This window comes from Roseovarius halophilus (ex Wu et al. 2025), from assembly GCF_047086965.1.
Window position 1 is genome coordinate 1 of sequence record NZ_JBKOTX010000089.1, and the last position, 22,427, is coordinate 22,427.

At 67.5% G+C, this 22,427-nt stretch carries 22 protein-coding genes and 1 tRNA gene; 15 read left to right on the forward strand and 8 right to left on the reverse strand.

Features of this window, described 5'->3' with window-relative positions; genetic code table 11:
- The first annotated feature begins 263 nt into the window (after positions 1–263).
- The 4 genes from ACH107_RS17455 (at position 264) to ACH107_RS17470 (ending at position 4,771) form a co-directional block, all read left to right on the forward strand.
- Positions 264–635: a response regulator gene (locus ACH107_RS17455; protein ID WP_310691691.1), complete on the forward strand. Its 372-nt coding sequence runs from the start codon at positions 264–266 to the stop codon at positions 633–635.
- Positions 632–934 (forward strand): hypothetical protein, encoded by a 303-nt coding sequence (locus ACH107_RS17460; RefSeq protein WP_412506924.1) that lies wholly within the window; start codon positions 632–634, stop codon positions 932–934. Before ACH107_RS17455 ends, ACH107_RS17460 begins: the two co-directional genes overlap by 4 nt.
- Positions 931–3,615: an ATP-binding protein gene (locus tag ACH107_RS17465; protein WP_412506925.1), complete on the forward strand. Its 2,685-nt coding sequence runs from the start codon at positions 931–933 to the stop codon at positions 3,613–3,615. The genes ACH107_RS17460 and ACH107_RS17465 overlap by 4 nt, the downstream gene beginning before the upstream one ends.
- Before the next feature lie 97 nt (positions 3,616–3,712).
- On the forward strand, positions 3,713–4,771 hold the full coding sequence (locus tag ACH107_RS17470; protein WP_412506926.1) for a FliM/FliN family flagellar motor switch protein: 1,059 nt from the start codon (positions 3,713–3,715) through the stop codon (positions 4,769–4,771).
- 36 nt (positions 4,772–4,807) lie between these two features.
- On the opposite strand, the gene ACH107_RS17475 is transcribed toward ACH107_RS17470, so the two are convergent.
- Positions 4,808–5,233 (reverse strand): TIGR01244 family sulfur transferase, encoded by a 426-nt coding sequence (locus tag ACH107_RS17475; RefSeq protein ID WP_310691686.1) that lies wholly within the window; start codon positions 5,231–5,233, stop codon positions 4,808–4,810.
- A 58-nt stretch (positions 5,234–5,291) separates the two neighbouring features.
- Here ACH107_RS17475 and ACH107_RS17480 point away from each other — a divergent pair, with 58 nt between their 5' ends.
- Positions 5,292–5,666 (forward strand): ArsR/SmtB family transcription factor, encoded by a 375-nt coding sequence (locus ACH107_RS17480; protein ID WP_412506927.1) that lies wholly within the window; start codon positions 5,292–5,294, stop codon positions 5,664–5,666.
- On the opposite strand, the gene ACH107_RS17485 is transcribed toward ACH107_RS17480, so the two are convergent.
- Complete coding sequence (locus tag ACH107_RS17485; RefSeq protein WP_310691683.1) at positions 5,663–5,878, reverse strand: hypothetical protein; 216 nt, start codon at positions 5,876–5,878, stop codon at positions 5,663–5,665. The genes ACH107_RS17480 and ACH107_RS17485 overlap by 4 nt on opposite strands.
- 137 nt (positions 5,879–6,015) lie before the next feature.
- Here ACH107_RS17485 and ACH107_RS17490 point away from each other — a divergent pair, with 137 nt between their 5' ends.
- Entirely contained in the window at positions 6,016–6,279 is a 264-nt protein-coding gene (locus tag ACH107_RS17490) for a DUF2312 domain-containing protein (RefSeq protein WP_310691682.1), read from the forward strand.
- 34 nt (positions 6,280–6,313) lie between these two features.
- Here ACH107_RS17490 and ACH107_RS17495 read toward each other — a convergent pair whose 3' ends face one another.
- From ACH107_RS17495 to argH, 5 genes are all read right to left on the reverse strand, one after another.
- On the reverse strand, positions 6,314–8,881 hold the full coding sequence (locus ACH107_RS17495; RefSeq protein ID WP_412506928.1) for a TIGR02302 family protein: 2,568 nt from the start codon (positions 8,879–8,881) through the stop codon (positions 6,314–6,316).
- Between the two features lie 74 nt (positions 8,882–8,955).
- Complete coding sequence (gene lysA / locus ACH107_RS17500; RefSeq protein WP_412506929.1) at positions 8,956–10,221, reverse strand: diaminopimelate decarboxylase; 1,266 nt, start codon at positions 10,219–10,221, stop codon at positions 8,956–8,958.
- A 165-nt stretch (positions 10,222–10,386) separates the two neighbouring features.
- Positions 10,387–10,692: a DUF2834 domain-containing protein gene (locus ACH107_RS17505; RefSeq protein WP_310691679.1), complete on the reverse strand. Its 306-nt coding sequence runs from the start codon at positions 10,690–10,692 to the stop codon at positions 10,387–10,389.
- On the reverse strand, positions 10,692–10,865 hold the full coding sequence (locus ACH107_RS17510; protein ID WP_310691677.1) for a hypothetical protein: 174 nt from the start codon (positions 10,863–10,865) through the stop codon (positions 10,692–10,694). Before ACH107_RS17510 ends, ACH107_RS17505 begins: the two co-directional genes overlap by 1 nt.
- Positions 10,862–12,256, reverse strand: a complete 1,395-nt coding sequence (gene argH / locus ACH107_RS17515) for an argininosuccinate lyase (protein WP_412506930.1) — start codon at positions 12,254–12,256, stop codon at positions 10,862–10,864. The genes ACH107_RS17510 and argH overlap by 4 nt, the downstream gene beginning before the upstream one ends.
- Positions 12,257–12,283: 27 nt before the next feature.
- On the opposite strand from argH, the gene ACH107_RS17520 reads away from it, so the two are divergent.
- Entirely contained in the window at positions 12,284–12,874 is a 591-nt protein-coding gene (locus tag ACH107_RS17520) for a TlpA family protein disulfide reductase (protein ID WP_412506931.1), read from the forward strand.
- Between the two features lie 9 nt (positions 12,875–12,883).
- Here ACH107_RS17520 and ACH107_RS17525 read toward each other — a convergent pair whose 3' ends face one another.
- Positions 12,884–13,774, reverse strand: a complete 891-nt coding sequence (locus ACH107_RS17525) for a hypothetical protein (protein ID WP_412506932.1) — start codon at positions 13,772–13,774, stop codon at positions 12,884–12,886.
- Between the two features lie 139 nt (positions 13,775–13,913).
- Between ACH107_RS17525 and ACH107_RS17530 the strand changes: the two genes are divergently transcribed.
- The 8 genes from ACH107_RS17530 to ACH107_RS17565 all read left to right on the forward strand — a co-directional run.
- Positions 13,914–13,989: transfer RNA gene (locus tag ACH107_RS17530), tRNA-Thr, on the forward strand.
- 140 nt (positions 13,990–14,129) lie between these two features.
- Positions 14,130–14,915, forward strand: coding sequence for a 3-hydroxybutyrate dehydrogenase (locus ACH107_RS17535; RefSeq protein WP_412506933.1), 786 nt, complete (start codon positions 14,130–14,132; stop codon positions 14,913–14,915).
- A gap of 10 nt (positions 14,916–14,925) precedes the next feature.
- Positions 14,926–15,960 (forward strand): patatin-like phospholipase family protein, encoded by a 1,035-nt coding sequence (locus ACH107_RS17540; protein WP_412506934.1) that lies wholly within the window; start codon positions 14,926–14,928, stop codon positions 15,958–15,960.
- 63 nt (positions 15,961–16,023) lie between these two features.
- On the forward strand, positions 16,024–16,914 hold the full coding sequence (locus tag ACH107_RS17545; protein WP_412506935.1) for a LysR family transcriptional regulator: 891 nt from the start codon (positions 16,024–16,026) through the stop codon (positions 16,912–16,914).
- 93 nt (positions 16,915–17,007) lie between these two features.
- Positions 17,008–17,463: a formate dehydrogenase subunit gamma gene (locus ACH107_RS17550; RefSeq protein ID WP_412506936.1), complete on the forward strand. Its 456-nt coding sequence runs from the start codon at positions 17,008–17,010 to the stop codon at positions 17,461–17,463.
- Entirely contained in the window at positions 17,460–18,977 is a 1,518-nt protein-coding gene (locus tag ACH107_RS17555) for an NADH-ubiquinone oxidoreductase-F iron-sulfur binding region domain-containing protein (RefSeq protein WP_412506937.1), read from the forward strand. The genes ACH107_RS17550 and ACH107_RS17555 overlap by 4 nt, the downstream gene beginning before the upstream one ends.
- A gap of 112 nt (positions 18,978–19,089) precedes the next feature.
- A complete protein-coding gene (fdhF, locus tag ACH107_RS17560) occupies positions 19,090–22,005 on the forward strand; it encodes a formate dehydrogenase subunit alpha (protein ID WP_412506938.1) in 2,916 nt (971 codons plus the stop codon).
- On the forward strand, positions 22,002–22,427 hold a 426-nt coding region (locus tag ACH107_RS17565), incomplete at its 3' end, for a formate dehydrogenase accessory sulfurtransferase FdhD (protein WP_412506939.1). The genes fdhF and ACH107_RS17565, both read left to right, overlap by 4 nt.

Below are 22,427 nucleotides of genomic sequence, written 5' to 3' on the forward strand. Positions count from 1 at the left end.
AGCTTCGAGGGCCCCCCGCAGGTGGTGGCGACGATGCTGGTGCGTCCGGCAGGCCCCGACAGCGGCGAGGCCCCCGGGCGTGTCGGTCCGGGCTGCCGGGTTTGCCCGGTCGAGGGCTGCGCCGCGCGACGCCAGCCCAGTTTGCTCCAGGATCCGGGATAGGCCCGCCGGACGCAGGCGCATCGGGCTTTGACGCGCCGTGGAAAGGGTGTGATAAACGGATACTTTCCTTGGGAGGGGAGAGCACGAGGGAGGACGCAGACATGGGCCGCCGTGTCCTGTTGATCGAGGATGAGCCGAACATCATCGAGGCCATAAGCTTCATGCTGTCCAAGGATGGCTGGACCGTGCACACCCATGCCGATGGCGAAACGGCGGTGGATCGGGTGCGCGCGGGGCCGCCCGATCTGCTGATCCTCGACGTGATGCTGCCCGGGCGCAGCGGCTTCGACATCCTGCGCGACCTGCGCGAGGGGGCGGAGGCCGACCCGGACCTGCCCATCCTGATGCTGACCGCCCGCGGCCAGCAACGCGACCGCGACATGGCCGAACAGCTGGGCGCGACCCGGTTCATGACCAAGCCCTTTTCCAACTCCGAGGTGCTCGAGACCGTCCGGGCGCTGGCGGGGCCATGACACCGCCCGCGCCGGACGGGCGTCGCCGCGTCGAGTATCTCGAACGCGGCACCTACCGCCAGCGCCGCTATCGCGACGCGGCGCGCATCCTTCCGGTCTTTGCTACCGTGCTCTTTTTCCTGCCGCTGTTCTGGCAGTGGGACAGTGCAGCGGGCGTCCGGCCCAGCGTGACGATCGTCTATCTCTTCGGACTCTGGCTGGCGCTGATCGGCCTGGCGGCGTTACTGTCGCGCCGCATCCGCGTGGACGACCCCGTGGGCACGACCCCGCCGGGTGCCGGGGAGGCGCCCGAGAAATGATCTCGTTCAACCTGCTGATCGCGGTCTCGCTTGGCTATGTGGCGTTCCTGTTCCTGGTCGCCTTCGCCGCCGAGCGGCGCGCGCGGCGCGACCGTGGCCAGTGGCTGCGCAACCCGCTGGTCTACACCCTGTCGCTGTCGATCTACTGCACCGCCTGGACCTTCTACGGCGCGGTGGGCTATGCGGCGCGCTCGGGGTTCGAATACCTGACCATCTACCTCGGCCCCACGATCGTCATGATCGGCTGGTGGTGGATCCTGCGCAAGCTGGTGCGCATCGGCAAGACCCAGCGGATCACCTCGGTGGCCGACCTGATCTCGTCGCGCTTCGGCAAATCCACGGCGCTGGGGGTGCTGGTCACACTCCTGGCCGTCGTGGGGACCACGCCCTATATCGCCTTGCAACTGCAATCGGTCACCCAGTCGCTGGCGGTCTTCGCCGCGCAGCCGGGATCTGGCTGGGTCTCCGGCGAATTCGAGGGGGCCGCCATCTGGATCGCCGTGGGCCTGGCGGTCTTTACGCTGATCTTCGGCACCCGCAACCTGGATGTGAACGAACGCCACCACGGCGTGGTCATGGCGGTCGCCGTCGAGGCGGTGGTCAAGCTTTTCGCACTGATCGCCGTGGGCGTCTTCGTCGTCTGGGGCATGTCCGGCGGCGTGGGCCAGACGCTGGCCCGCATTGATGCCTCGTCCATTGCCGAGTGGCAGCCGGTGCCGCACCGCTGGGTCGGGTTGATCTTCCTGTCGGGGGCAGCCTTCCTGACCCTGCCGCGCATGTTTCAGGTCATGGTGGTCGAAAACGCTGACGAAAAGCACCTGTCGACGGCAAGCTGGGCCTTCCCGCTCTATGTCTTGGCGATGAGTCTTTTCGTGGTGCCCATCGCCGTGACGGGCATGGACCTCTTGCCCGAAAACGCAAACCCCGACCTTTTCGTGCTGACCATTCCGTTGGCCACTGGCAACGACGGGCTGGCGGTCCTGTCCTTCCTGGGCGGCTTCTCCTCGGCGACCTCCATGGTGATCGTGGCGACCATCGCCCTGGCCACCATGGTGTCCAACCACATCGTCGCGCCGGTCTGGCTGAGTTCGACCCAGCAGGGCGCGGCGCTGTCCGGCGACGTGCGCGGGGTCATCATCATGTCTCGGCGCGTCTCGATCGCGGCGATCCTCGCGCTGGGCTATTTCTATTTCCGGCTGTCGGGGGGCGGGGCCGCGCTGGCCTCGATCGGCCTGGTCTCCTTCGCCGGGGTGGTCCAGGTGCTGCCGGCCATGATTGCGGGCATATTCTGGCGCGGGGCCAACCGGATCGGGGCCGGCACCGGGGTGGGGGTCGGATTTGCCATCTGGGCCTGGACGCTGTTCCTGCCCAGTTTCGGCGCCGGGGCGGTCCTGCCCGAGGCCGTCATGGCGCAGGGCCCCTTCGGCTGGGGCTGGCTGCGGCCCTATGCGCTGTTCGGCATCTCCGGGCTGGACCCGGTGGTGCATACCGTCTTCTGGTCGATGTTCTTCAACACGGCCGCGCTGGTGGTCCTGTCGATCCTGACGTTTCCCAACCCGATGGAGCGGCTGCAGGGCGCGCAGTTCGTCAATGTTTTCGAAAACTCCGCCGGCGCGCGCACCTGGGCCCAGAGCGCGGCCCGCGCCGAGGACCTGCTGATCATGGCCCAGCGCATCATCGGCCATGCCGAGGCGCAGGCGATGTTTCGCGAGGAGGCCCGTGCCCAGGGCATCCACGGCTACCTGCCCGAGGTTACGCCCGAACTGATCGGCCGGCTGGAGCGACTGTTGGCAGGTTCCGTGGGCGCGGCGACGGCCCATGCCATGGTGGGGCAACCGACCGGATCTGCGGCGGTATCGGTCGAGGACCTGATCGCGGTGGCCGACGAGACCGCCCAGATCGTGGAGTATTCAAACCGCCTGGAGGCCAAGAGCGCCGAACAGGAACGCACCGCCCGGGCCCTGCGCGAGGCCAACGAGAAACTGACCGCGATCTCGATCCAGAAGGACGCCTTTCTCAGCCAGGTCAGCCACGAGTTGCGCACGCCCATGACCTCGATCCGGTCGTTCTCGGAAATCCTGCGCGAGGGTGAGATCGACACCGAGGCGCGGGCCCGTTTCGCCGGGATCATCCACCAGGAATCGACCCGGCTGACGCGGCTGCTCGATGATCTGCTCGACCTGTCCTACCTGGAAAACGGTCAGGTGCAGCTCGACATCGGGCGCGGCAGCCTTGGCGACGTGCTTGACCGGGCGGTCATGGCCTCGGGCGTGTCCGGCGACCGGCTGGCGCTGCATCGTGACCCGGCGCGCGAGGCGGTGCCGATCGAATCGGACCTGGAGCGGCTGACCCAGGTCTTCATCAATCTGATTACCAATGCCGCGAAGTACTGCGACGCCGACCGGCCCGAACTGAGCATCCGGGTGCTGGCCGACCAGCAGATCTGCCAGGTCGATTTCATCGACAATGGCACCCCGCTGGAGGCCGACGCGCAAGTCCTGATCTTCGAGAAATTCTCGCGGCTGGCCGACGAAGGCAAGGCCGGCGGGGCTGGGCTGGGCCTCGCGATCTGCCGCCAGATCATGGAGAGCCTGGGTGGCGGCATCAGCTATCTGCCGGGGCAGGGCGGCCCGGCGTTCCGGGTCACTCTCCGCCGGGAGTTGCGCGTGGCCGCGCAATAGGGCGGCGTTAGCGTGCTGGTAACCGCGCCGGGTCTAGCCTGCTGGCGCCCGGGCGGCCGATGCCCGGGCCAGACGAAACTCAGAAGAGGCAGGCGCAATGACAGGGCGTAACGCGGGCGCCAACCCGGCGCTGGCCCGGATACTTGGCAGGTTCGACGGGGCTGCCCCGGCGCAGGACGGCGATGCCGAACCGGAACCGGGACGGGGCATCCGCGTGGCGGTGCTGCGTGCGGCCGACCGCGCGGTCGGCCTCTCCCTCACGGTGCAGGGGCTCACCGACGAGAGATGCACGCCCGATGCGCTCGTGGCCGAGGGGCCGGCGGGTTGGGTTCTTTTCGCCCTGACCGCCCCGGGCGAGACTGGCCTTGCCGGCCTCGTGATGCTGGACCCGGCCCTGCGCAGCGCCATGATCGAGGTTCAGACCATGGGCGTCCTTCTCGACGCGGCCGAGGGCGACCGCCCGGTCACCCCGACCGATGCCGTCTTGGCCCGGCCTGTGGTTGAGGCCCTCTTGCAGGAGCTGGGCCGGGCCGGGCAGGCGGACCTGCCCACGGGCATGGCCGACTGGACACTTGGCCCGCTGCCCGATCTGCGCGCGGCGGCGCTGATGCTGCGCGACAGCGACTACCGCCTGCTGGAGGTCACGGTGCAGATCGGCGGGACGGACCGGCGGGGCGCGCTGCGGCTGGCCCTGGCCAGCGGCCCGGCGCAGCCCGAGGCTGCCCCCGAACCCGCCGAGGTACCCGACGACTGGTCCGGGGCCTTCCGCGCCAGCCTCGAACTGGCCCCGGCGGAGCTTGAGGCGATCCTCGGCCGCCTGACCCTGCCGCTGTCGCAGGTTGACGCCTTCGAGAGCGGCCAGCTGGTGCCGTTGGGCGGGTTGACTCTCGACCGGGTGCACCTTGAAAGCGCCGGGGAAAGTCTGGTCCGGGTGCGGTTGGGCCAGGTCTCGGGTGCGCGGGCGGTGAAACTCGATCAAACCACCCCCGAGATGGAGGCGCTGCACCGTCCGCCCCGACCCGCGCCCGGCCCGCCGCCAGACGACCCCAACCCCCAGGCGGGCAAGACGCTTGCCGGCGCAGGCAACGCGGCACCTGTGGCCGTTGACCCGCCCGAGGACGGCCAGGGCGCGCGTGCGCAATCGGTGTCGTCGTGAAGCGCGACAGCCCTTTGCGCGAAAACCCCGCGCGCGTCAGCGTCCGGCGAAGGCCTCCAGCTGGGGCCGCAGCGGCGCCAGATCGTAGCCCGCCCTGCCCGTCGCCTCGAGCACCGCATCAACGCCCAGCGTGCCCGCACGCCCCAGCGCCCAGAGCACCGAACACCGCGTACCCGAGGCGCAATAGGCCAGAACAGGCCCCGGCGCAGTGTCGATCGCCTGCATCTGCCGGTCGATGGTCTCGGGGCCGATGGCGGGATGCGTCACCGGGTGATTGACGAAGTCCAGCCCCGCCGCCCGCGCCGCCTCTTCCATGACGGCTGCGTGGTGGTCGGGCGGGTTTTCCGCATCGGGGCGGTTGCAGATTACCAGGCGGTAACCGGCCGCGGCGATGGCGGGAAGGTCGGCGGGGTCGATCTGGGGTGAAACGGCGTGGTCGGGGCTGAGCGGGCGAATATCCATAGCGTCGGTCTAGGACGGCGCGGGGCGCGTTGTCCAGCCCGGGCAGGATCGCGATTTCATGGCGGACGACACGCATCAGTATCTTGAAATATTTGAGCGGCGCGCGTATCTTTCGGGAATGGATATGAGTCCCGAAAAATTTGACGCCATGGATGCCGCCGCCACCGAGGCGGCAGAGGTCCTCAAGGCGCTGTCGAACCCGCAACGCCTGCGGTTGCTCTGCTCGCTTTTGGCCGGGCCGCGCAGCGTCGGCGAATTGGAGCAGGCCCTCGGTGCCAGCCAGTCCTACGTTTCGGGCCAACTGGCCCGTTTGCGCTCGGAGGGCATGGTGCAGGCCGAGCGCGATGGCCGGACGATCTACTACTCGTTGGCCGACACTCGCGTGATACCGATCATCGAACGGCTCTACGACGTGTTTTGCCCCGCGCCCTAGCCCAGCAGCACGCCCACCACGACGCAGCCCAGACCCAGCGCCGAGAGCATGAAGGCCCCAAGGTTGAGCGGCAGCGCCTTTTGGATGCGCGCCCTCAGGTCCTCGTCGCTCAGCCCCGCGCGGCGGGCGCGCTGCACCTTGACGATGCTGGCGATGATCCCGGCCAGCCCGAGCAGCGACAGGGCGGCACCGATCCAGACGAGGGTTTGCATGACAGGCTCCGCTTGTGCTGAACCCGGCCTAGCGCGGGGCCGTGGCGCGTGCAAGCGCAACCCTCTTGCAGGGCCGGGCGCGGGCGGCTAGGCAGGCCGCCCGAGGATGCGCAAACGGCCAGCAGGAAGGTCCCCAGATGAGCGATACCGACGACGTCACCGAGTCCCAGTACAAGATTTCCGCAGGCGAACTGCGCCAATTCGTCGAGCGCTACGAACGGCTCGAGGCCGAGAAGAAGGACATTGCCGACCAGCAAAAGGAAGTCATGGCCGAGGCCAAAGGCCGTGGCTACGACACCAAGGCCATGCGCAAGCTGATCGCGATGCGCAAGCGTGAACCCCAGGAGATCGCCGAGGAAGAGGCGGTGCTCGAGGTCTACAAGGAAGCGCTGGGGATGTAATGGGCCGTGGCCCGGCCCCCGGGCCGGGTCCGCCTCAGAAGCGGTCCAGCAGGCGCCGCAGGTAATCGAGTTCCAGCTCGGGGCGCTGCTGATCGCCCGAACGGTCGCGCAGTTCCTGCAGCAGTTCCTCGGCCCGGCGATAGACATCCTCGTCGCCCAGCATGGTCTCGTCGCTGCCGAACTGGCCCGACTCTCCCATCTGACGGCCCAGCGGATCGCGGCGGCCCGGTTCAGGGCTTCCATCGGCACGGCCCTGCTGGGTGCCCTGACCCTCCTGCGGCTGATCCTGCTGGTTCTCGGCCAGCGCCTCGCCCAGATTGCGCATCCCGTCGCGCAGGGCGTCAAGGGCCTCGGACTGCCGATCGATGGCCTCGGCCATGTCCTCGCCGCGCAGGGCCTCCTCGGCCCCTTCCATGGCATCCTCGGCACGGCCGAGCGCCTCGCCCGCGCGGTCGGCGGCGTCACCGCTCAGGCCGGGCAGGGCGTTGCGCAACTGGTTCAGGCCCTCGCGCAGGGCGTTCTGCCGATCGGCGAGCGATCCGTCTTTGGTGGCCTCGCCGCCCTGGCCGCCTTCGCCGGTCATGCCCTGCTGCGTGTTGTCGCCCTGGCCCGGTCCCTCGCCCTGCTGGCCGTCCTGTCCGGGCTGGCCCGGTTGATCCTCGCCGCCCGGCTGCTGGCCCTGTTGGCCCTGCTGCGGGTCCTGGTTGAACTGGTCCTGAAGGTCGCGGAAGGCATCGTCGTTGAGCTGCTGCTGATCGCGCAGCGTCTCGGCCAGGTCCTGCATGGATTGCTCGCCGGGGGTCTGCGGGCCGTCGCCACCTTCGCCTTGGGTGACGCGCATGTTCTCCATCATCTGGTTCAGCTGCTCCATGAGCTGCTGCGCCTCGGCCATGCGGCCCTCTTCCATCAGCTCCTGGATGCGGTCCATCAGCGCGTCGAGCTCGTTCTGGGTAACTTGCCGGTTCTCCTCGCTGCTGTCGGGCTGGTCGGTGCCGTCCTCGGCCGGCTCGGCGTTCTCGGCCAGCATGCGCATGTACTGGTCCATGGCCTCACGCAGTTCGTTCATAAGCTCCTGGATTTCCGCGTCGGAGGCGCCGTTGCGCATGGCTTCGGCCAGGCGATCCTGGGCGCGTTCGAGCCGGTCGCGGGCATCGGCAAGCGAGCCTTCCTCAAGCAGCACCGCAAGATCCCAGAGCGCCTGGGCAATCTCCTCCTGCGCGGTATCCGACAGGCCGTCTTCGATCTCTGCCTCAAGCCGCCGCAGGGTCACGCGCAGCCGCAGGTAACTGGTCTCGTTGTCGAAGATCTCGTCCGGGCGGTAGGAAATGGCGCGCAGCACCTTGGCCACGCGCGGCGCATTGTCCTTGGCCCAGAGCAGATCGCGGCGCTGCTCGATCACCGCCCTTGCGACGGGTTCGAAAAACCGGCGCCCGGGCAGGCGCATCTGTTCTCGGGGACTGGTTCCCGACTGGCCCACTGCGTCCTCGACGGTCAGGCTCAGCGTGACCGGCAGGTTCGCCCAGGGGTGCTGGGAAAAATCGTCGATCAGGCTTTCCTCGAACTCTGCCCGGTCGCCCGAGATTGGCATCGGTAGGTCGACCACCAGAGGCTTGCGCGGGTCGGGGTCGTCGGCCAGCCCGTGGCTGCGATCGACCTGTGACAGGTCCAGCTCGATCCGGGCCTCGCCCGCCACCACGCCATTGTCGTCCGTTGCCCGGAAGGGCTGCGCCATCTCGCCCGAGGCCTCGACCTCGACGGCCCCTGCCAGCTCCACCTCGGGGGCGGCATCGGGCACCATGGTGACATCCCAGCCGGCCCCACCCGCGCCGAGGATTTCAAGCCGGCCGGATTGGGTCACCTCGAAGCTCTGCTGGAGATCGGAGGCGGGCGGCACGTCGCCGGTACGGCCCGACACGGTTTCCGAGACGGACAAGTCGCCCATCTCGCCGTAAAGCCGCACCGTGATCAGGGCCCCGTCGGACGCGCGGATCGTCCGCCCCTGAAGGTCGGCCAGATAGAGCGTCGGCTTGCCGGTATAGGCGGGCGGCTCGACCCAGCCTTCCCAGACCGGGCCGGTCGCGATCTGCCCGTTTCCGCCGATCTGCGTCTCGACCACGCTGCCCACGCGCAGAAGCGATCCGAACATCAGCGCCACAACGAAGACCAGCAGCGCGATATAGCGCAGGCCATAGGGGTCGGCCCGCGACAGCCGCAGGTCCGGCTCCACCGCGCGGGCCGCCTGCGTGCGTTCGGCCATGCGTTGCAGGTGGACGCGCCAGACCGCCTCGGAGGCGGCATCCCCCGCGCCGATGGCCTGGCCATCCTCCAGCGCCGCGATGGGGCGGCCGGGCAGCCGGGCGTCGACCCGTGCGACGGCCTCTTGCCGCTTTGGCGCCCGGACCTGCCTGGCCCCGCGCCACAGCGTCCAGCCCAGTGCCATAACGACCAGGACGGCAAAGCCCCAGACCGCCTCGAGCGGCAGGCTGTCCTGCCAGCCCATGACCAGCGGCGCCACGCCCAGCAAAAGCACCGTCCAGGCAGGCCAGAAGGCACGCGTGACCCGCTCGGCCCAGAGCCCGGCGAGGGTCAGGACGATGGGCATTTTCAGATGCCTTGGGGTCTGCTCTGCGCGGATGGGATGCCTCGCTCTGTCGCCTCGGCTGTGCGGTCGCCGCGCTACAGCCACTCCGGAATGGTATCTCGATTCAACATCTCGTCAAAGGTCGGGCGTCGGCGGATAACCGCGAATTGATCGCCATCGACCAGCACTTCGGGGATCAGCGGGCGCGAGTTGTACTCGCTCGCCATGACCGCGCCATAGGCCCCAGCGGATCGAAAGGCGATCAAGTCGCCCTCGGCCAGGCTGGGCAGCATCCGGCCCTTGGCAAAGGTGTCGCCGCTTTCACAGACCGGTCCGACGATGTCATAGGGGGTCATGACCGCGCCCGGTGCTGCCTCGCGCAGAGGCACGATCTCGTGCCAGGAGTCATACATGGCCGGGCGGATCAGGTCGTTCATCGCGGCGTCCGTGATCAGGAATTCGCGCCCTTCGCCGTGCTTGACATAGGTCACTCCGGCCACCAGCAGACCGGCATTGCCTGCGATCAGGCGCCCCGGTTCGATCTCGATCTCGCAGCCAAGGTGGCCCACGACTTCGCGCAGCATCTCGCCGTATTCAACCGGCAGCGGCGGCGCGGCATTCGAATGCTCATAGGGAATGCCCAGCCCCCCGCCAAGGTCCAGCCGGCGGATGTCATGGCCATCGGCGCGCAGGGTCTCGGTCAGGTCCACCACCTTCTGATAGGCCAGACGGAAGGGCGCCAGATCGGTGAGCTGGCTGCCGATGTGCACGTCAATGCCCACGGCCTCGAGCCCCGGCAGGCCGGCGATCTCGGCATAGACCTCGCGGGCGCGGGCCAGCGGAACGCCGAACTTGTTCTCGGCCTTGCCGGTCGAGATCTTCTCGTGCGTCTTGGCGTCCACGTCCGGGTTCACCCGCACCGTCACCGGGGCCACGACGCCAAGTGCCACGGCCACCTGCGACAGCGCGCGCATTTCCGGCTCGCTCTCGACGTTGAACTGGCGGATGCCACCCTCCAGCGCGAGGCGCATCTCGTCGCGGGTCTTGCCGACCCCGGAAAAGACGATCCGCTCGCCGGGCACGCCGGCCGCCCGGGCGCGCAGGTATTCCCCGCTCGAGACGACATCCATGCCCGCGCCCGCATCCCCCAGCAGCTTGATCACGGCCAGGTTGCTAAGGGCTTTCATGGCGAAACAGACCAGGTGATCGGTGCCTGCGAGGGCCTCGTCGAACAGCCGATAGTGCCGCAGCAGCGTGGCGCTGGAATAGACGTAGAACGGCGTGCCCACTTGGGCGGCGATCTCGGAAACGGCGACGTCCTCGGCATGAAGCGCGCCGTCGCGATACAGGAAATGATCCATTCCGGGTCCCTTCGTAAGTCTCGCGCGGGTCTATCAGGTCTTGCGAAAAGCCCAAGGTTTCTTTGGGTCAAAAATACCGCACCGCGACAGGTCAGCCCGCGCCACGCCGCCGCAGCGCGTCGCCGCGTCCATGTCCGAGTGAAAGTGTCGAGGCAGCGACACCGTTCAGGTCCGGCCCATGCGCAGGAAAAGGTAGAGCGGCAGCCCGCAGGACACCCCGATGCAGAATGTCGCAGGGATGGCGATCAGCCCCACCCAGCGCCGCTGCGTCACGCTTTCCCAGATCACCCAGATCGTCAGGGCCGCTGCGGCAATGGTCAGGTCCCAGACCAGCCCCGATGTCGCGGCATTCGCGTGCCAGGCCTCGACCATGGCCATGAGAGACCAGCCGTTTTCCTGAAACCACGAGACGAAATACCACATCGGGTGGATCGTGCCCCAGACGGCCAGCGCCAGGAAAAGCCAGCGCATCACAGCGACAGCCCCACCGACACTATGCCGTTGGTGGCGCCCAGATTGGCATTCGTGCTCACACCCGCGTTGTCGACCGAGACACCGACCCCGGCACTCGGGCGGACGGGCGGGGCGTCGGCACCGCAGGCGGCGGTGCCCAGCAGGGCGATCAGGGCAAGGATTGGTCTCATGACAACGCCTCCTTCCAGCGGGCGATCTGGTCGCGGACACGGTCCGGGGCCGTTCCCCCGTAGGAAATACGGCTGCGCACGGAATTGTCCACGCCCAGCACGTCGAAAACCCCCGCGGTGATCCCGGCATGGCAGGCCTGCATGACCTCGAGCGGCAGGTCGGGCAAGTCGCAGCCCCGCGCCTCGGCCTCGGCCACCAGCGCGCCGGTGACGTGATGCGCCTCGCGGAAGGGCAGGCCCAGTTCGCGCACCAGCCAGTCGGCCAGGTCGGTCGCGGTCGAGAACCCGCCCGAGGCGGCGGCGCGCAGGGTCTCGGACCGGGCGCCCATGTCCGCCACCATACCGGCCATCGCCGCCAACCCCAGCATCAGGTTGTCGGCGGCGTCGAAGACCTGTTCCTTGTCCTCCTGCATGTCCTTGGAATAGGCCAAGGGCAGGCCCTTCATCACCGTCATCAGCGCCACATTGGCCCCGAAGATGCGCCCGACCTTGGCGCGCAGCAGTTCCGCGGCATCCGGGTTGCGCTTTTGCGGCATGATCGAACTGCCGGTGGACCACTTGTCGGACATGGTGACGAATCGGAACTGGGCGGAGGACCAGATCACCAGTTCCTCGGCCAGCCGCGACAGATGAATCGCGCAGATCGACGCGGCCGAGAGGAACTCCAGCGCGAAATCCCGCGCCGAGACAGCGTCGAGCGAATTGGCCATGGGCGCGTCAAAGCCCAGGTCATGGGCTGTCATCTGCCGGTCGATGTCGAAGGGGGTGCCGGCCAGCGCCGCGGCGCCGAGGGGCGATTCGTTCATCCGCTTGCGCGCATCGGCAAAGCGGGCGCGGTCGCGCCCGAACATCTCGACATAGGCCATCATGTGATGTCCCCAGGTCACGGGCTGAGCGGTCTGCAGGTGGGTGAAGCCCGGCATGACCCAGTCCGCCCCCTGTTCGGCCTGGCCCAGCAGCGCCTTTTGCAGCGCCACGAGGCCGGCCTCGGCCGCATCGCACTGGTCCCGCACCCAGAGCCGGAAATCCACCGCCACCTGGTCGTTGCGGCTGCGGCCCGTGTGCAGCCGGCCCGCCGGATCGCCGATCAACTCTTTCAGGCGGGCCTCCACGTTCATGTGGATGTCTTCCAGCGCGGTGGAAAAGGCGAATGCGCCGCCCTCGATTTCTGACAAGACCGTGAGCAGCCCTTCCCGGATCGCATCGGCGTCCTTTTGTGAAATGATACCCCGGGCCGCCAGCATGGCCGCATGTGCACGAGACCCGTCGATGTCCTGTTTCGCCAGACGCCTGTCAAACCCGATTGAGGCGTTGATCGCCTCCATGATCGCATCCGGGCCGCTTCCGAAGCGGCCGCCCCACATTGCATTCGATCCCGATTTGTCCGACATGGGTCCCCGCAGTCCAGAGGTGATGACATGAAGAAAGCGCTAATCCTGACGGCCGCAGCCGCCATAGGCCTTTCCGGAGGGCTATACTTGGCCTTGGGCGGCAGGGAAAGCCCCGCGCCTGCCGCCGCGGCGGCGGATTACTCCGCGCTGGAAGAGATGCGCGCCGGCGACATGACCAAGCTGCAATTCGGCGAGGCACCCCGATCGGAGGTGGCCTTTTCGTCCGAGGACGGCGAGGAGATGACGCTCGCCGCCTACGAAGGCAAATACGCGCTCGTCAATTTCTGGGCCACCTGGTGCGCGCCCTGCCGCAAAGAGATGCCGCAACTGGCCGAGCTTCAAGAAGAATTCGGCGGCGCGGACTTCGAGGTCGTCACCATCGCCACAGGCCGCAACCCGCGCCCGGCGATGGAGTCCTTTTTCGCCGAGATCGGTGTCGAGGCCCTGCCGTTGCACAGTGATACCAGCAGCGCCCTGGCCCGCGACATGGGCGTGCTGGGCCTGCCGGTCACGCTGATCCTCGACCCGGCGGGCCGTGAAATCGCCAGGCTGCAGGGCGACGCAGACTGGGCCAGCGACGAGGCCAAGGCGATCGTCGCGGCCCTGCTCGCCGGTTAGGCTCGCGCCTCAGGGCGCGAGGAATGTGACGCCGGACATCTGCGCGATCTCCCGGCAATCGGCCTCGTAGCGCTCGGTGAGAAATTGGACGGTATCCGTGGTCCATCCGGGCAGGTCGATCTCCTCTTCGATGGCCTCGGGCAGCGCGTATTCTTCCAGAAACGCCGAGATGATCCGCTGCGTCTGCGCTTCGGTTTGCGGCGGATTGGACTCGAGCTCGGTGACGAAGCGTTTCATGCCCGCCGCGCTCATGATCGACTGCAGCAGGTCGAAGCTGCCCTCGATGCGCATGCGCGGGTCCACGCCCGCAATCTCGCGGATCAGCGGGGCCCAGATCAGCGGCGTGTCCTCGTTGCACCAGACGGTGAGCCGGGCGCGCGGGATCAGGGTGCGAATCTTGGTGGCAACTTCCGACCAGCGCATGTCGGCCGGGGCCAGGCCACCCATGAAGTCGTTGAAATCGTTGTCGGGAATCGCGTTGAACACTGCAGGAAGCCAGGTGGCCGGATTGCGCAGCCCCAGGAAGATCTCGATCTCGTCATCGGGAAAGATCGCGTCGATGCCCGTGAATTTCTCGTCGCCCAGACGGTAGATCTGGCCGCGGTTGAAAATGCGCCGGTGCACGCACATGAACTGTTCGTTGGACATCACGAGACGGTTGCAGTCTTCGGCATCGACGATCGCGTCGAGCAGGATGTCGCGGGTGTCGGGAGCGGGCGGGCCGCCGTCCAGCCCCTGGATCGTCTCGCGCAGCAGGCGGCGATACTTGCTGGGGCCGGGCACCTTGATGCCCTTGGCGGCAAAGGCATCGCCGTTGCGCAGCAGGGACTTGAGAAGCCGGTCCTCGTCCGTGCGATTGGCCCCGATGTGAAAGACGATCTGCATCCCGGTCCCGCCCATGGTATTTGTTCGCGCCAAAGCATAGGCCGCAATCGCGGGGTCGAAAACCGGTTTCCGCGCCGCACGCGCCAGGCCGCCGTGCGGCCGCCCGCCCCGAGGCTTGCGCCAGGTCTCGACCCGCGCTAGACGACGGCCCTGTGCCCCTATAGCTCAGCTGGTAGAGCAACTGATTTGTAATCAGTGGGTCGGGAGTTCGAGTCTCTCTGGGGGCACCACGCAAACCGGTTTGGTCGCAGCGCGGCATCCGTCGTTCTCGGTCCCATTGAAGATGCATCGCGCCCCGGCCCGGATTCGGACTGGCATTGTGCGGCACAGTCGATAGTTTCGCCGCACAGCAGCAATGAGGAGCCGCACCATGCCCTATACCGTCTCGCTTGCGGGCAAGACCGCCATCATCACCGGCTCGACCTCGGGCATCGGGCTCGGGATCGCTCGGGAACTGGCCGGGGCCGGGGCCGATATCGTGCTCAATTCCTATACCGATGACGAGGCAGACCATGCCCTGGCCGAAGAGATCGCCCGGGACCACGGCGTCACCGCCCGCTACATTCAGGCCGACATGGCTGATGCCGACCAGTGCCGCGCCCTGATCGACAAGGCAGGGGTCTGCGATATCCTGGTCAACAATGCGGGCATTCAGCATGTCGCGCCGGTGGATCAGTTCCCGACTGCCAAATGGGACGCGATCATCGCCATCAACATGTCCTCGGTTTTTCACACCACGGCCGCCGCCCTGCCGATGATGCGCGAGGCGGGCTGGGGGCGCATCGTCAATGTCGCCTCGGCCCACGGACTGACCGCCTCGCCCTTCAAATCCGCCTATGTGACCGCCAAGCATGGCGTCATGGGCCTGACCAAGACCGTGGCCCTGGAAACCGCCCAAGAGCCGATCACCGCCAACGCCATCTGCCCGGGCTACGTGCTGACCCCGCTGGTCGAGGAACAGATCCCCGACACCATGAAGGAATACGACATGGACCGCGAGACGGTGATCCGCGAGGTCATGCTCAAGCGCCAGCCGTCGAAGGATTTCGCCACGGTCGAACAGATGGGCGGCACCGCGATCTTCCTGTGCTCCGACGCCGCCGCGCAGATCACCGGGACCTCGATCTCGGTTGATGGCGGCTGGACCGCGCTGTGAGGGGCCGGGCGTGACGCTGCGTATCAACCTCGCCCTGCAGGGCGGCGGTGCCCACGGGGCCTTTACCTGGGGCGTTCTCGATCGGCTGCTGGAAGAGGATGACCTGGAGATCGCCGCGATCTCGGGCACCTCGGCCGGGGCCATGAACGGGGCGGCGCTGAAATCCGGGTTCCTTGCGGGCGGGCACGCGGGCGCGCGCGAGACGCTGGACTGGCTGTGGCAGAAGATCGGCGCGACCGGGGCCGATGGCATCAGCGACTGGATGCAGGCCTGGCTGCCCGACCCGGGCTATGTCAGCCGCGCGCTGGAATACGCGCCGGGCTTTGTCTGGAGCGACATGCTGGGTCGGATGATGTCGCCCTACGGCTGGGGGCCGCTCTACCGCAATCCACTGACCCCTATTGTCGAGAAATTCGATTTCGGCCGGGTCTGCGCCCAGGACGGGCCGGCCCTTTTCGTCTGCGCCACCCAGGTGCGCGACGGCAAGATCCGGGTCTTCTCGGGCGAGCGGATCACGACGCAGGCCATCGTGGCCTCGGCCTGCCTGCCGACGCTGTTCCAGGCGGTCGAGGTCGAGGACCCCGAGACCGGCAACACCGAGGCCTTCTGGGACGGCGGCTATACCGGCAACCCGGCCCTGTTCCCGCTGTTCGAACCCGAGCTGCCGCAGGATATCGTGGTGGTCAACATCAACCCGCTGCACCGCGACCAGCTGCCGCGCACGCCGACCGAGATCCAGAACCGCATCAACGAGATCAGCTTCAATTCCTCGCTGCTGCGCGACTTGCGGGCCATCGATTTCGTGCAGCGGCTGCTGGACGAGGGCAAGATGGAAGAGGGCGTGATGAAACGCCCGCTGATCCACATGATCGCCGACGACGGGTTGATGAATGACCTTTCGGTCGCAACCAAGACGGTCGCCGTGCCCTCGGTCATCGCCCAGCTCAAGGCATCGGGGCGCCGGGCCGCCGGGGCTTTTCTGCGCGACCACAAGGCGCAGATCGGGGTGACGCAGAGCGCCAACCTGCGCACCATGTTCGAATAACCGGGGTTTGCCCGGGGGCTTTGGCACAGCTATCATAGGGGGTCTCTATCGAAAGGGCGTCCCATGATCGACAAACTGGAAATGTTCATCGCGTTGGCGCGGGAAGAGCATTTCGGCAAGGCGGCGGTGGCCATGAGCGTGACCCAGCCGACCCTGTCTGCCGGGATCAAGCAGCTCGAGGACCAGCTGGGAGTGATGCTGGTCTGGCGCGGGTCGCGATTTCGCGGGCTGACACCCGAGGGCCAGCGCACCCTGGACTGGGCGCGGCGCATCGTTGCCGACAGCCGGGCTCTGCGCGACGAGATGCGCGTGGCCCGCGAGGGGCTGTCGGGCAACCTCGCGATCGCCGTCATTCCCACTGCGCTGACTCTGGTTGCGGACCTGACCGAGGGCTTTGCGCGCACCCATCCCAATGTGCGCTTTACGGTGCTGTCCCGCACCTCGGCGGAGATACTCGAACTGGTGGAGAACCTGCAGGTCGATGCCGGGCTGACCTACCTGGACAACGAGCCGTTGGGCCGTGTGGCGACCCAGCCGATTTACGCCGAACGCTACGTGCTGGTGGCACGCCCGGGGCACCCGTTGCTGCGCGACGGGCTGGGCTGGGCCGATCTGGATGGGGTGCCGCTGTGCCTGCTGACACCGGACATGCAGAACCGGCGCATCATAACCCAGCATCTGTCCGAGGCGGGTGTGACGGTCGATCCACGGGTCGAATCCTCCTCGACCATCGTGCTTGTCAGCCATGTCCTGCGCGGCGACTCGGTTACGATTCTGCCCCGCAAGGCCGCCGAGATATTCCTCAAGGCCGGCGATCTGGCGGCCGTGCCCATCGTCAACCCGGACGCGGCGCATATGGTGGGGCTGGTGGCGCCCCATCGCGAGCCCATGACGCCGGTGCTCAGGGCGCTTCTGGGCGCGGCACGGTCGCTTTCGGACAAGGGTGTCGATTGATAGGCAGGCCCTATCACATGACGGAATGTCGATATTGCTTTGCCTGTCAACTTGGCGCATCACGCGGGGGAAGGTTAAAGAAAGGCGCCCGTCATGAGCGATGCCCCCCTGCCGGAAACCATGGCCGAGATTTTTGCCCGCCATCGCGGGCAAGAGGGGCCGATGCTGCCGATCCTGCATTCGGTGATGGAGGCCTTCGGCCATATTCCCGAAGGCACCGTGCCGCTGATCGCGCAGGAACTGAACCTTGGCCGCGCCGAGGTGCATGGCGTGATCAGTTTCTACCATGATTTCCGCAAGGCCCCGGCCGGGCATCACCTGCTCAAGATCTGTCGCGCCGAGGCCTGTCAGGCGGTGGGCGGCGCGGCCCTTTCGCAGGCGGTGCTGGACAAGCTGGGGTTGGACTGGGGCGGCACCACGCCCGATGGCCGTGTCACGGTCGAGCCGGTCTATTGCCTTGGGCTGTGTGCCTGCGGCCCCGCGGCCATGGTCGGCGACCGCCTGATCGGGCGCGCCGACGCGGCCAAGATCGAGGAGGCGCTGGCATGAAGATCTACGTCCCCCGCGACAGCGCGGCCAAGGCGCTGGACGCCGACGCGGTGGCCGCTGCCATCGCCACCGAGGCCGCGGCCCGCGGCGTCGATGTCACTGTCATCCGCAACGGCACCCGCGGCATGATCTGGCTGGAACCTCTGGTCGAGATCGAGGAGGGCGGCACGCGCCGCGCCTTTGGCCCTGTCACCCCCGCCGATGTGCCCGCCCTTCTGGACGGCAGGCTGGATAGCCTGGGCCCGGTCGAGGAGATCCCCTTCTTTGCCCGCCAGACCCGGCTGACCTTCGCCCGCTGCGGCCTGATCGACCCGCTGGACCTTGACGCCTATGCGGCCCATGGCGGGCTGGCGGGCCTGCGCCGAGCCATCGCCATGACCGGCCAAGAGATCGTCGACGAGGTCAAGGACAGCGGGTTGCGCGGGCGCGGCGGGGCCGGGTTTCCCACCGGCATCAAGTGGCAGACCGTCCACGACGCGCCGGCCGCCCAGAAATACATCGTCTGCAATGCCGACGAGGGCGACAGCGGAACCTTCGCCGACCGCATGATCATGGAGGGCGATCCCTTCACCCTGATCGAGGGCATGGCGATTGCTGGGCTCGCCGTGGGCGCGACCAAGGGCTATGTCTACCTGCGCTCGGAATACCCCGAGGCCATCGCGGTGATGCAAGAGTCCCTCCGCATCGGCCGGGCGCGGGGCCTTCTTGGGGCAGACGTGCTGGGATCGGGCCGGGCCTTCGACATGGAAATCCGTGTCGGGGCCGGGGCTTACGTTTGTGGCGAGGAGACCTCGCTGCTCAATTCGCTGGAAGGCAAGCGCGGCATCGTGCGCGCCAAGCCGCCGCTGCCCGCGCTGGAGGGGTTTCTGGGCAAGCCCACCGTGGTCAACAACGTGATTTCGCTGGCCACCGTGCCGGTGATCTTCGAGAAGGGCGCGCAGCATTACGCCGATTTCGGGCTGGGCCGATCCAAGGGGACCATGCCCGTCCAGATCGCGGGCAACGTGAGATACGGCGGGCTGTTCGAGACCGCCTTCGGCCTGCCGCTGGGCGAGCTTGTGGGTGACGTGGCCGGGGGCACCGCCAGCGGGCGGCCCGTGAAGGCGGTGCAGGTGGGCGGGCCGTTGGGCGCCTACATGCCGCCCGAGAAATTCGACACGCCCTTCGCCTACGAGGAGTTCGACGGGCAGGGCGGCCTGATCGGCCATGCCGGGATGGTGGTCTTCGACGACACGGCGGACATGCTGCAAATGGCGCGCTTTGCCATGGAATTCTGCGCGGTCGAAAGCTGTGGCAAGTGCACGCCCTGCCGCATCGGCGCGGTGCGCGGGGTCGAGACCATCGACCGGATCGCCGAAGGCGACACGGAGGCGAAGGGCCTGCTGGTGGATTTGTGCGAGACCATGACCGACGGCTCGCTCTGCGCGCTGGGCGGGCTGACGCCCTATCCGGTGCTTTCGGCGCTTGAGAACTATCCCGACGATTTCGCGACCCGCAAGGAGGCCGCAGAATGATGTTTCGAATTTGCTGCGCAAATCCGACCGAAGGGGGGCCAGCCCCCCGTCGCCGCCAAGGCGGCGACTCCCCCCGGAGTTTACAGGCCAAGATGAAGACGGGAGCGATGCGATGAAGGATTTTGTCATTCCCCACGACGAGATGGACATGGGCACGCCCGCGTCGCAGTCCGGCAAGACCGTCACGCTGAGTATCGACGGCTTCGAGGTGCAGGTGCCCGAGGGGACATCCGTGATGCGCGCCAGCGCCGAGGCGGGCATCCAGGTGCCCAAGCTCTGCGCCACCGACAGCCTGGAGGCCTTCGGCTCCTGCCGGCTTTGCGTGGTGGAAATCGAGGGACGGCGCGGCACGCCCGCCTCTTGCACGACGCCGGTGGCCGAGGGCATGGTTGTGCATACCCAATCGCCCAAGGTGCGCAAGACGCGCAAGGGGGTGATGGAATTGTACATTTCCGACCATCCGCTGGATTGCCTGACCTGCGCGGCCAATGGCGACTGCGAGTTGCAGGACATGGCCGGGGCCGTGGGCCTGCGCGATGTGCGCTACGAGAAGCCCGAGGCAGGCGGCTTCGTCAATCACTTCGAGGCGCGCGATACGGGCGGGGACGCGAACCCGCAGTATATGCCCAAGGACGAGTCCAACCCCTATTTCACCTATGATCCCTCCAAATGCATTGTTTGCAGCCGCTGCGTGCGGGCCTGCGAGGAAGTGCAGGGAACCTTTGCCCTGACCATCGAGGGCCGCGGCTTTGACAGCCGGGTGTCGGCCGGCGGCGCGCTGGACGATTTCCTGACCTCGGATTGCGTCAGCTGCGGGGCCTGTGTGCAGGCCTGCCCGACCGCGACCCTGCAGGAGAAATCCGTGATCGAGCTGGGCACGCCGGAACGCTCGGTCGTGACGACCTGTGCCTATTGCGGGGTGGGCTGTTCCTTCAAGGCCGAGTTGCAGGGCGACGAGCTGGTGCGCATGGTGCCCTACAAGCACGGCAAGGCGAACCGGGGGCATTCCTGCGTCAAGGGCCGCTTTGCCTATGGCTATGCCAGCCATTCCGACCGTATTCTGAACCCCATGATCCGGGATCGGATCGATGAGCCCTGGCGCGAGGTCAGCTGGGACGAGGCGATCGGCTTTGCCGCGCGGAAGATGCGCGGGTTGCAGGAGACCCATGGCCAGAAGTCCATCGGCGTCATCACCTCGTCGCGCTGCACCAACGAGGAAACCTTCCTGGTGCAGAAGATGGCGCGCGCGGTCTTCGGCAACAACAACACCGACACCTGCGCCCGGGTCTGCCATTCGCCCACGGGCTATGGCCTGGGCCAGACCTATGGCACCAGTGCGGGGACGCAGGACTTCGATTCCGTCGAGGAAACCGATGTCGCCATCGTCATCGGCGCCAACCCTACCGATGGCCACCCGGTCTTTGCGAGCCGGTTGAAAAAGCGCCTGCGCCAGGGCGCCAAGCTGATCGTGATCGACCCGCGCCGCATCGACCTGGTCCGGTCCAGCCACGTCGAGGCGGCGCATCACCTGCCGCTGCGCCCGGGCACCAATGTGGCCGTGGTCACGGCGCTGGCCCATGTGATCGTCACCGAGGGCCTTCATGATGAGGCCTATATCCGCGACCGCTGCGACTGGGAGGAGTTCCAGCACTACGTCGAGTTCGTCAGCGACCCGCGTCATGGCCCCGAGGCCATCGAGATGCTGACCGGCGTGCCGGCGGAGGATCTGCGCGCGGCGGCGCGCACCTATGCCACCGGCGGGCGCGGCTCGATCTACTACGGCCTCGGTGTGACCGAGCACAGCCAGGGGTCGACCACCGTGATGGCCATCGCCAACCTCGCGATGCTGACCGGCAATGTCGGCGGCAACGGCATGGGGGTGAACCCGTTGCGCGGGCAGAACAACGTGCAGGGGTCCTGCGACATGGGGTCTTTCCCGCACGAGCTGCCGGGGTATCGCCACGTCAAGAATTCGGAGGTCCGCGACATCTTCAAGCAGGCCTGGGGCGTCGAGATCGACGCCGAACCCGGACTGCGCATTCCCAACATGCTGGATGCGGCCGTCGAGGGCACCTTCAAGGGGCTGTATTGCCAGGGCGAGGACATCCTGCAATCGGACCCGGACACGAAACACGTCGCCGCAGGGCTGGCGGCCATGGACTGCGTCATCGTGCATGACCTCTTCCTTAACGAGACGGCGAATTACGCCCATGTCTTCCTGCCCGGCTCGACCTTCCTGGAAAAAGAGGGCACCTTCACCAATGCCGAACGCCGCATCAACCGCGTGCGCGAGGTGATGAAGCCGCGCAACGGCTATGCCGACTGGGAGGTCACGCAGCTGCTGGCCAATGCCATGTTGCAACAGGCCGGGCGCCCGGGCTGGACCTATACCCACCCCAGCCAGATCATGGACGAGATTTCGGTCACCACCCCGTCTTTTTCGGGTGTTTCCTACGAGGTGCTGGATCAAAAGGGCAGCGTCCAGTGGCCCTGCAACGAGGCGCATCCCGAGGGCACGCCGCTGATGCATGTCGACGGGTTCGTGCGCGGCAAGGGCCGCTTCATGATCACCGAATACGTGGCCACGGATGAAAAGACCGGCCCGCGCTTTCCGCTGTTGCTGACGACGGGGCGCATCCTGTCGCAATACAACGTGGGCGCCCAGACGCGCCGGACGGCCAATGTCGTCTGGCACGAGGAAGACCTGCTGGAAATCCATCCCCATGACGCCGAAGTGCGCGGTGTGACCGAGGGCGATTTCGTCAAGCTGGCCAGCCGCTCGGGCGAAACCACCCTGCGCGCGACGCTCACCGACCGGGTCAGCCCGGGGGTTGTCTATACCACCTTCCACCATCCGGGCACGCAGGCCAATGTGATCACCTCGGACTATTCCGACTGGGCGACGAACTGCCCGGAATACAAGGTGACGGCGGTGCAGGTCAGCCCCTCGAACGGGCCGACCGAGTGGCAGGAGGACTACGAGGCCCAGGCCGCGCAATCGCGGCGGATCCTTCCGGCGGCGGAATGACGGGCGCGGGCGCGGCCAGCACGCGGGTGATGCAGGCGGGGCGCGCGGTTGCCGGCACCCGGGGACTGCCCGAGGAGGTGCCGGTCGCGCTGGTCTACAACGGCACCACCCAGGCGGTGATGATGGCCACGCCCGCCGATCTGGCGGACTTCGGGCGCGGCTTCACGGTGACCGAGGGGCTGGCCAAGAGCGACGAGATCGAGGAGGCCCCCGAGGTCGTGACCCATGCCACCGGTATCGAGGTGCGCATGTGGCTGCCCGAAGATCGTGCCGCCGCGCTGATGGCCCGTCGCCGGGCGACGACGGGGCCGGTGGGCTGCGGGCTCTGCGGTGTGGACAGCCTCGACCAGGTGGTGCGCGCCTTGCCGGTGGTCCGCGAGGGGGTGCGCGTCGCGGCCCCGGACGTGACCCGCGCCATGGCC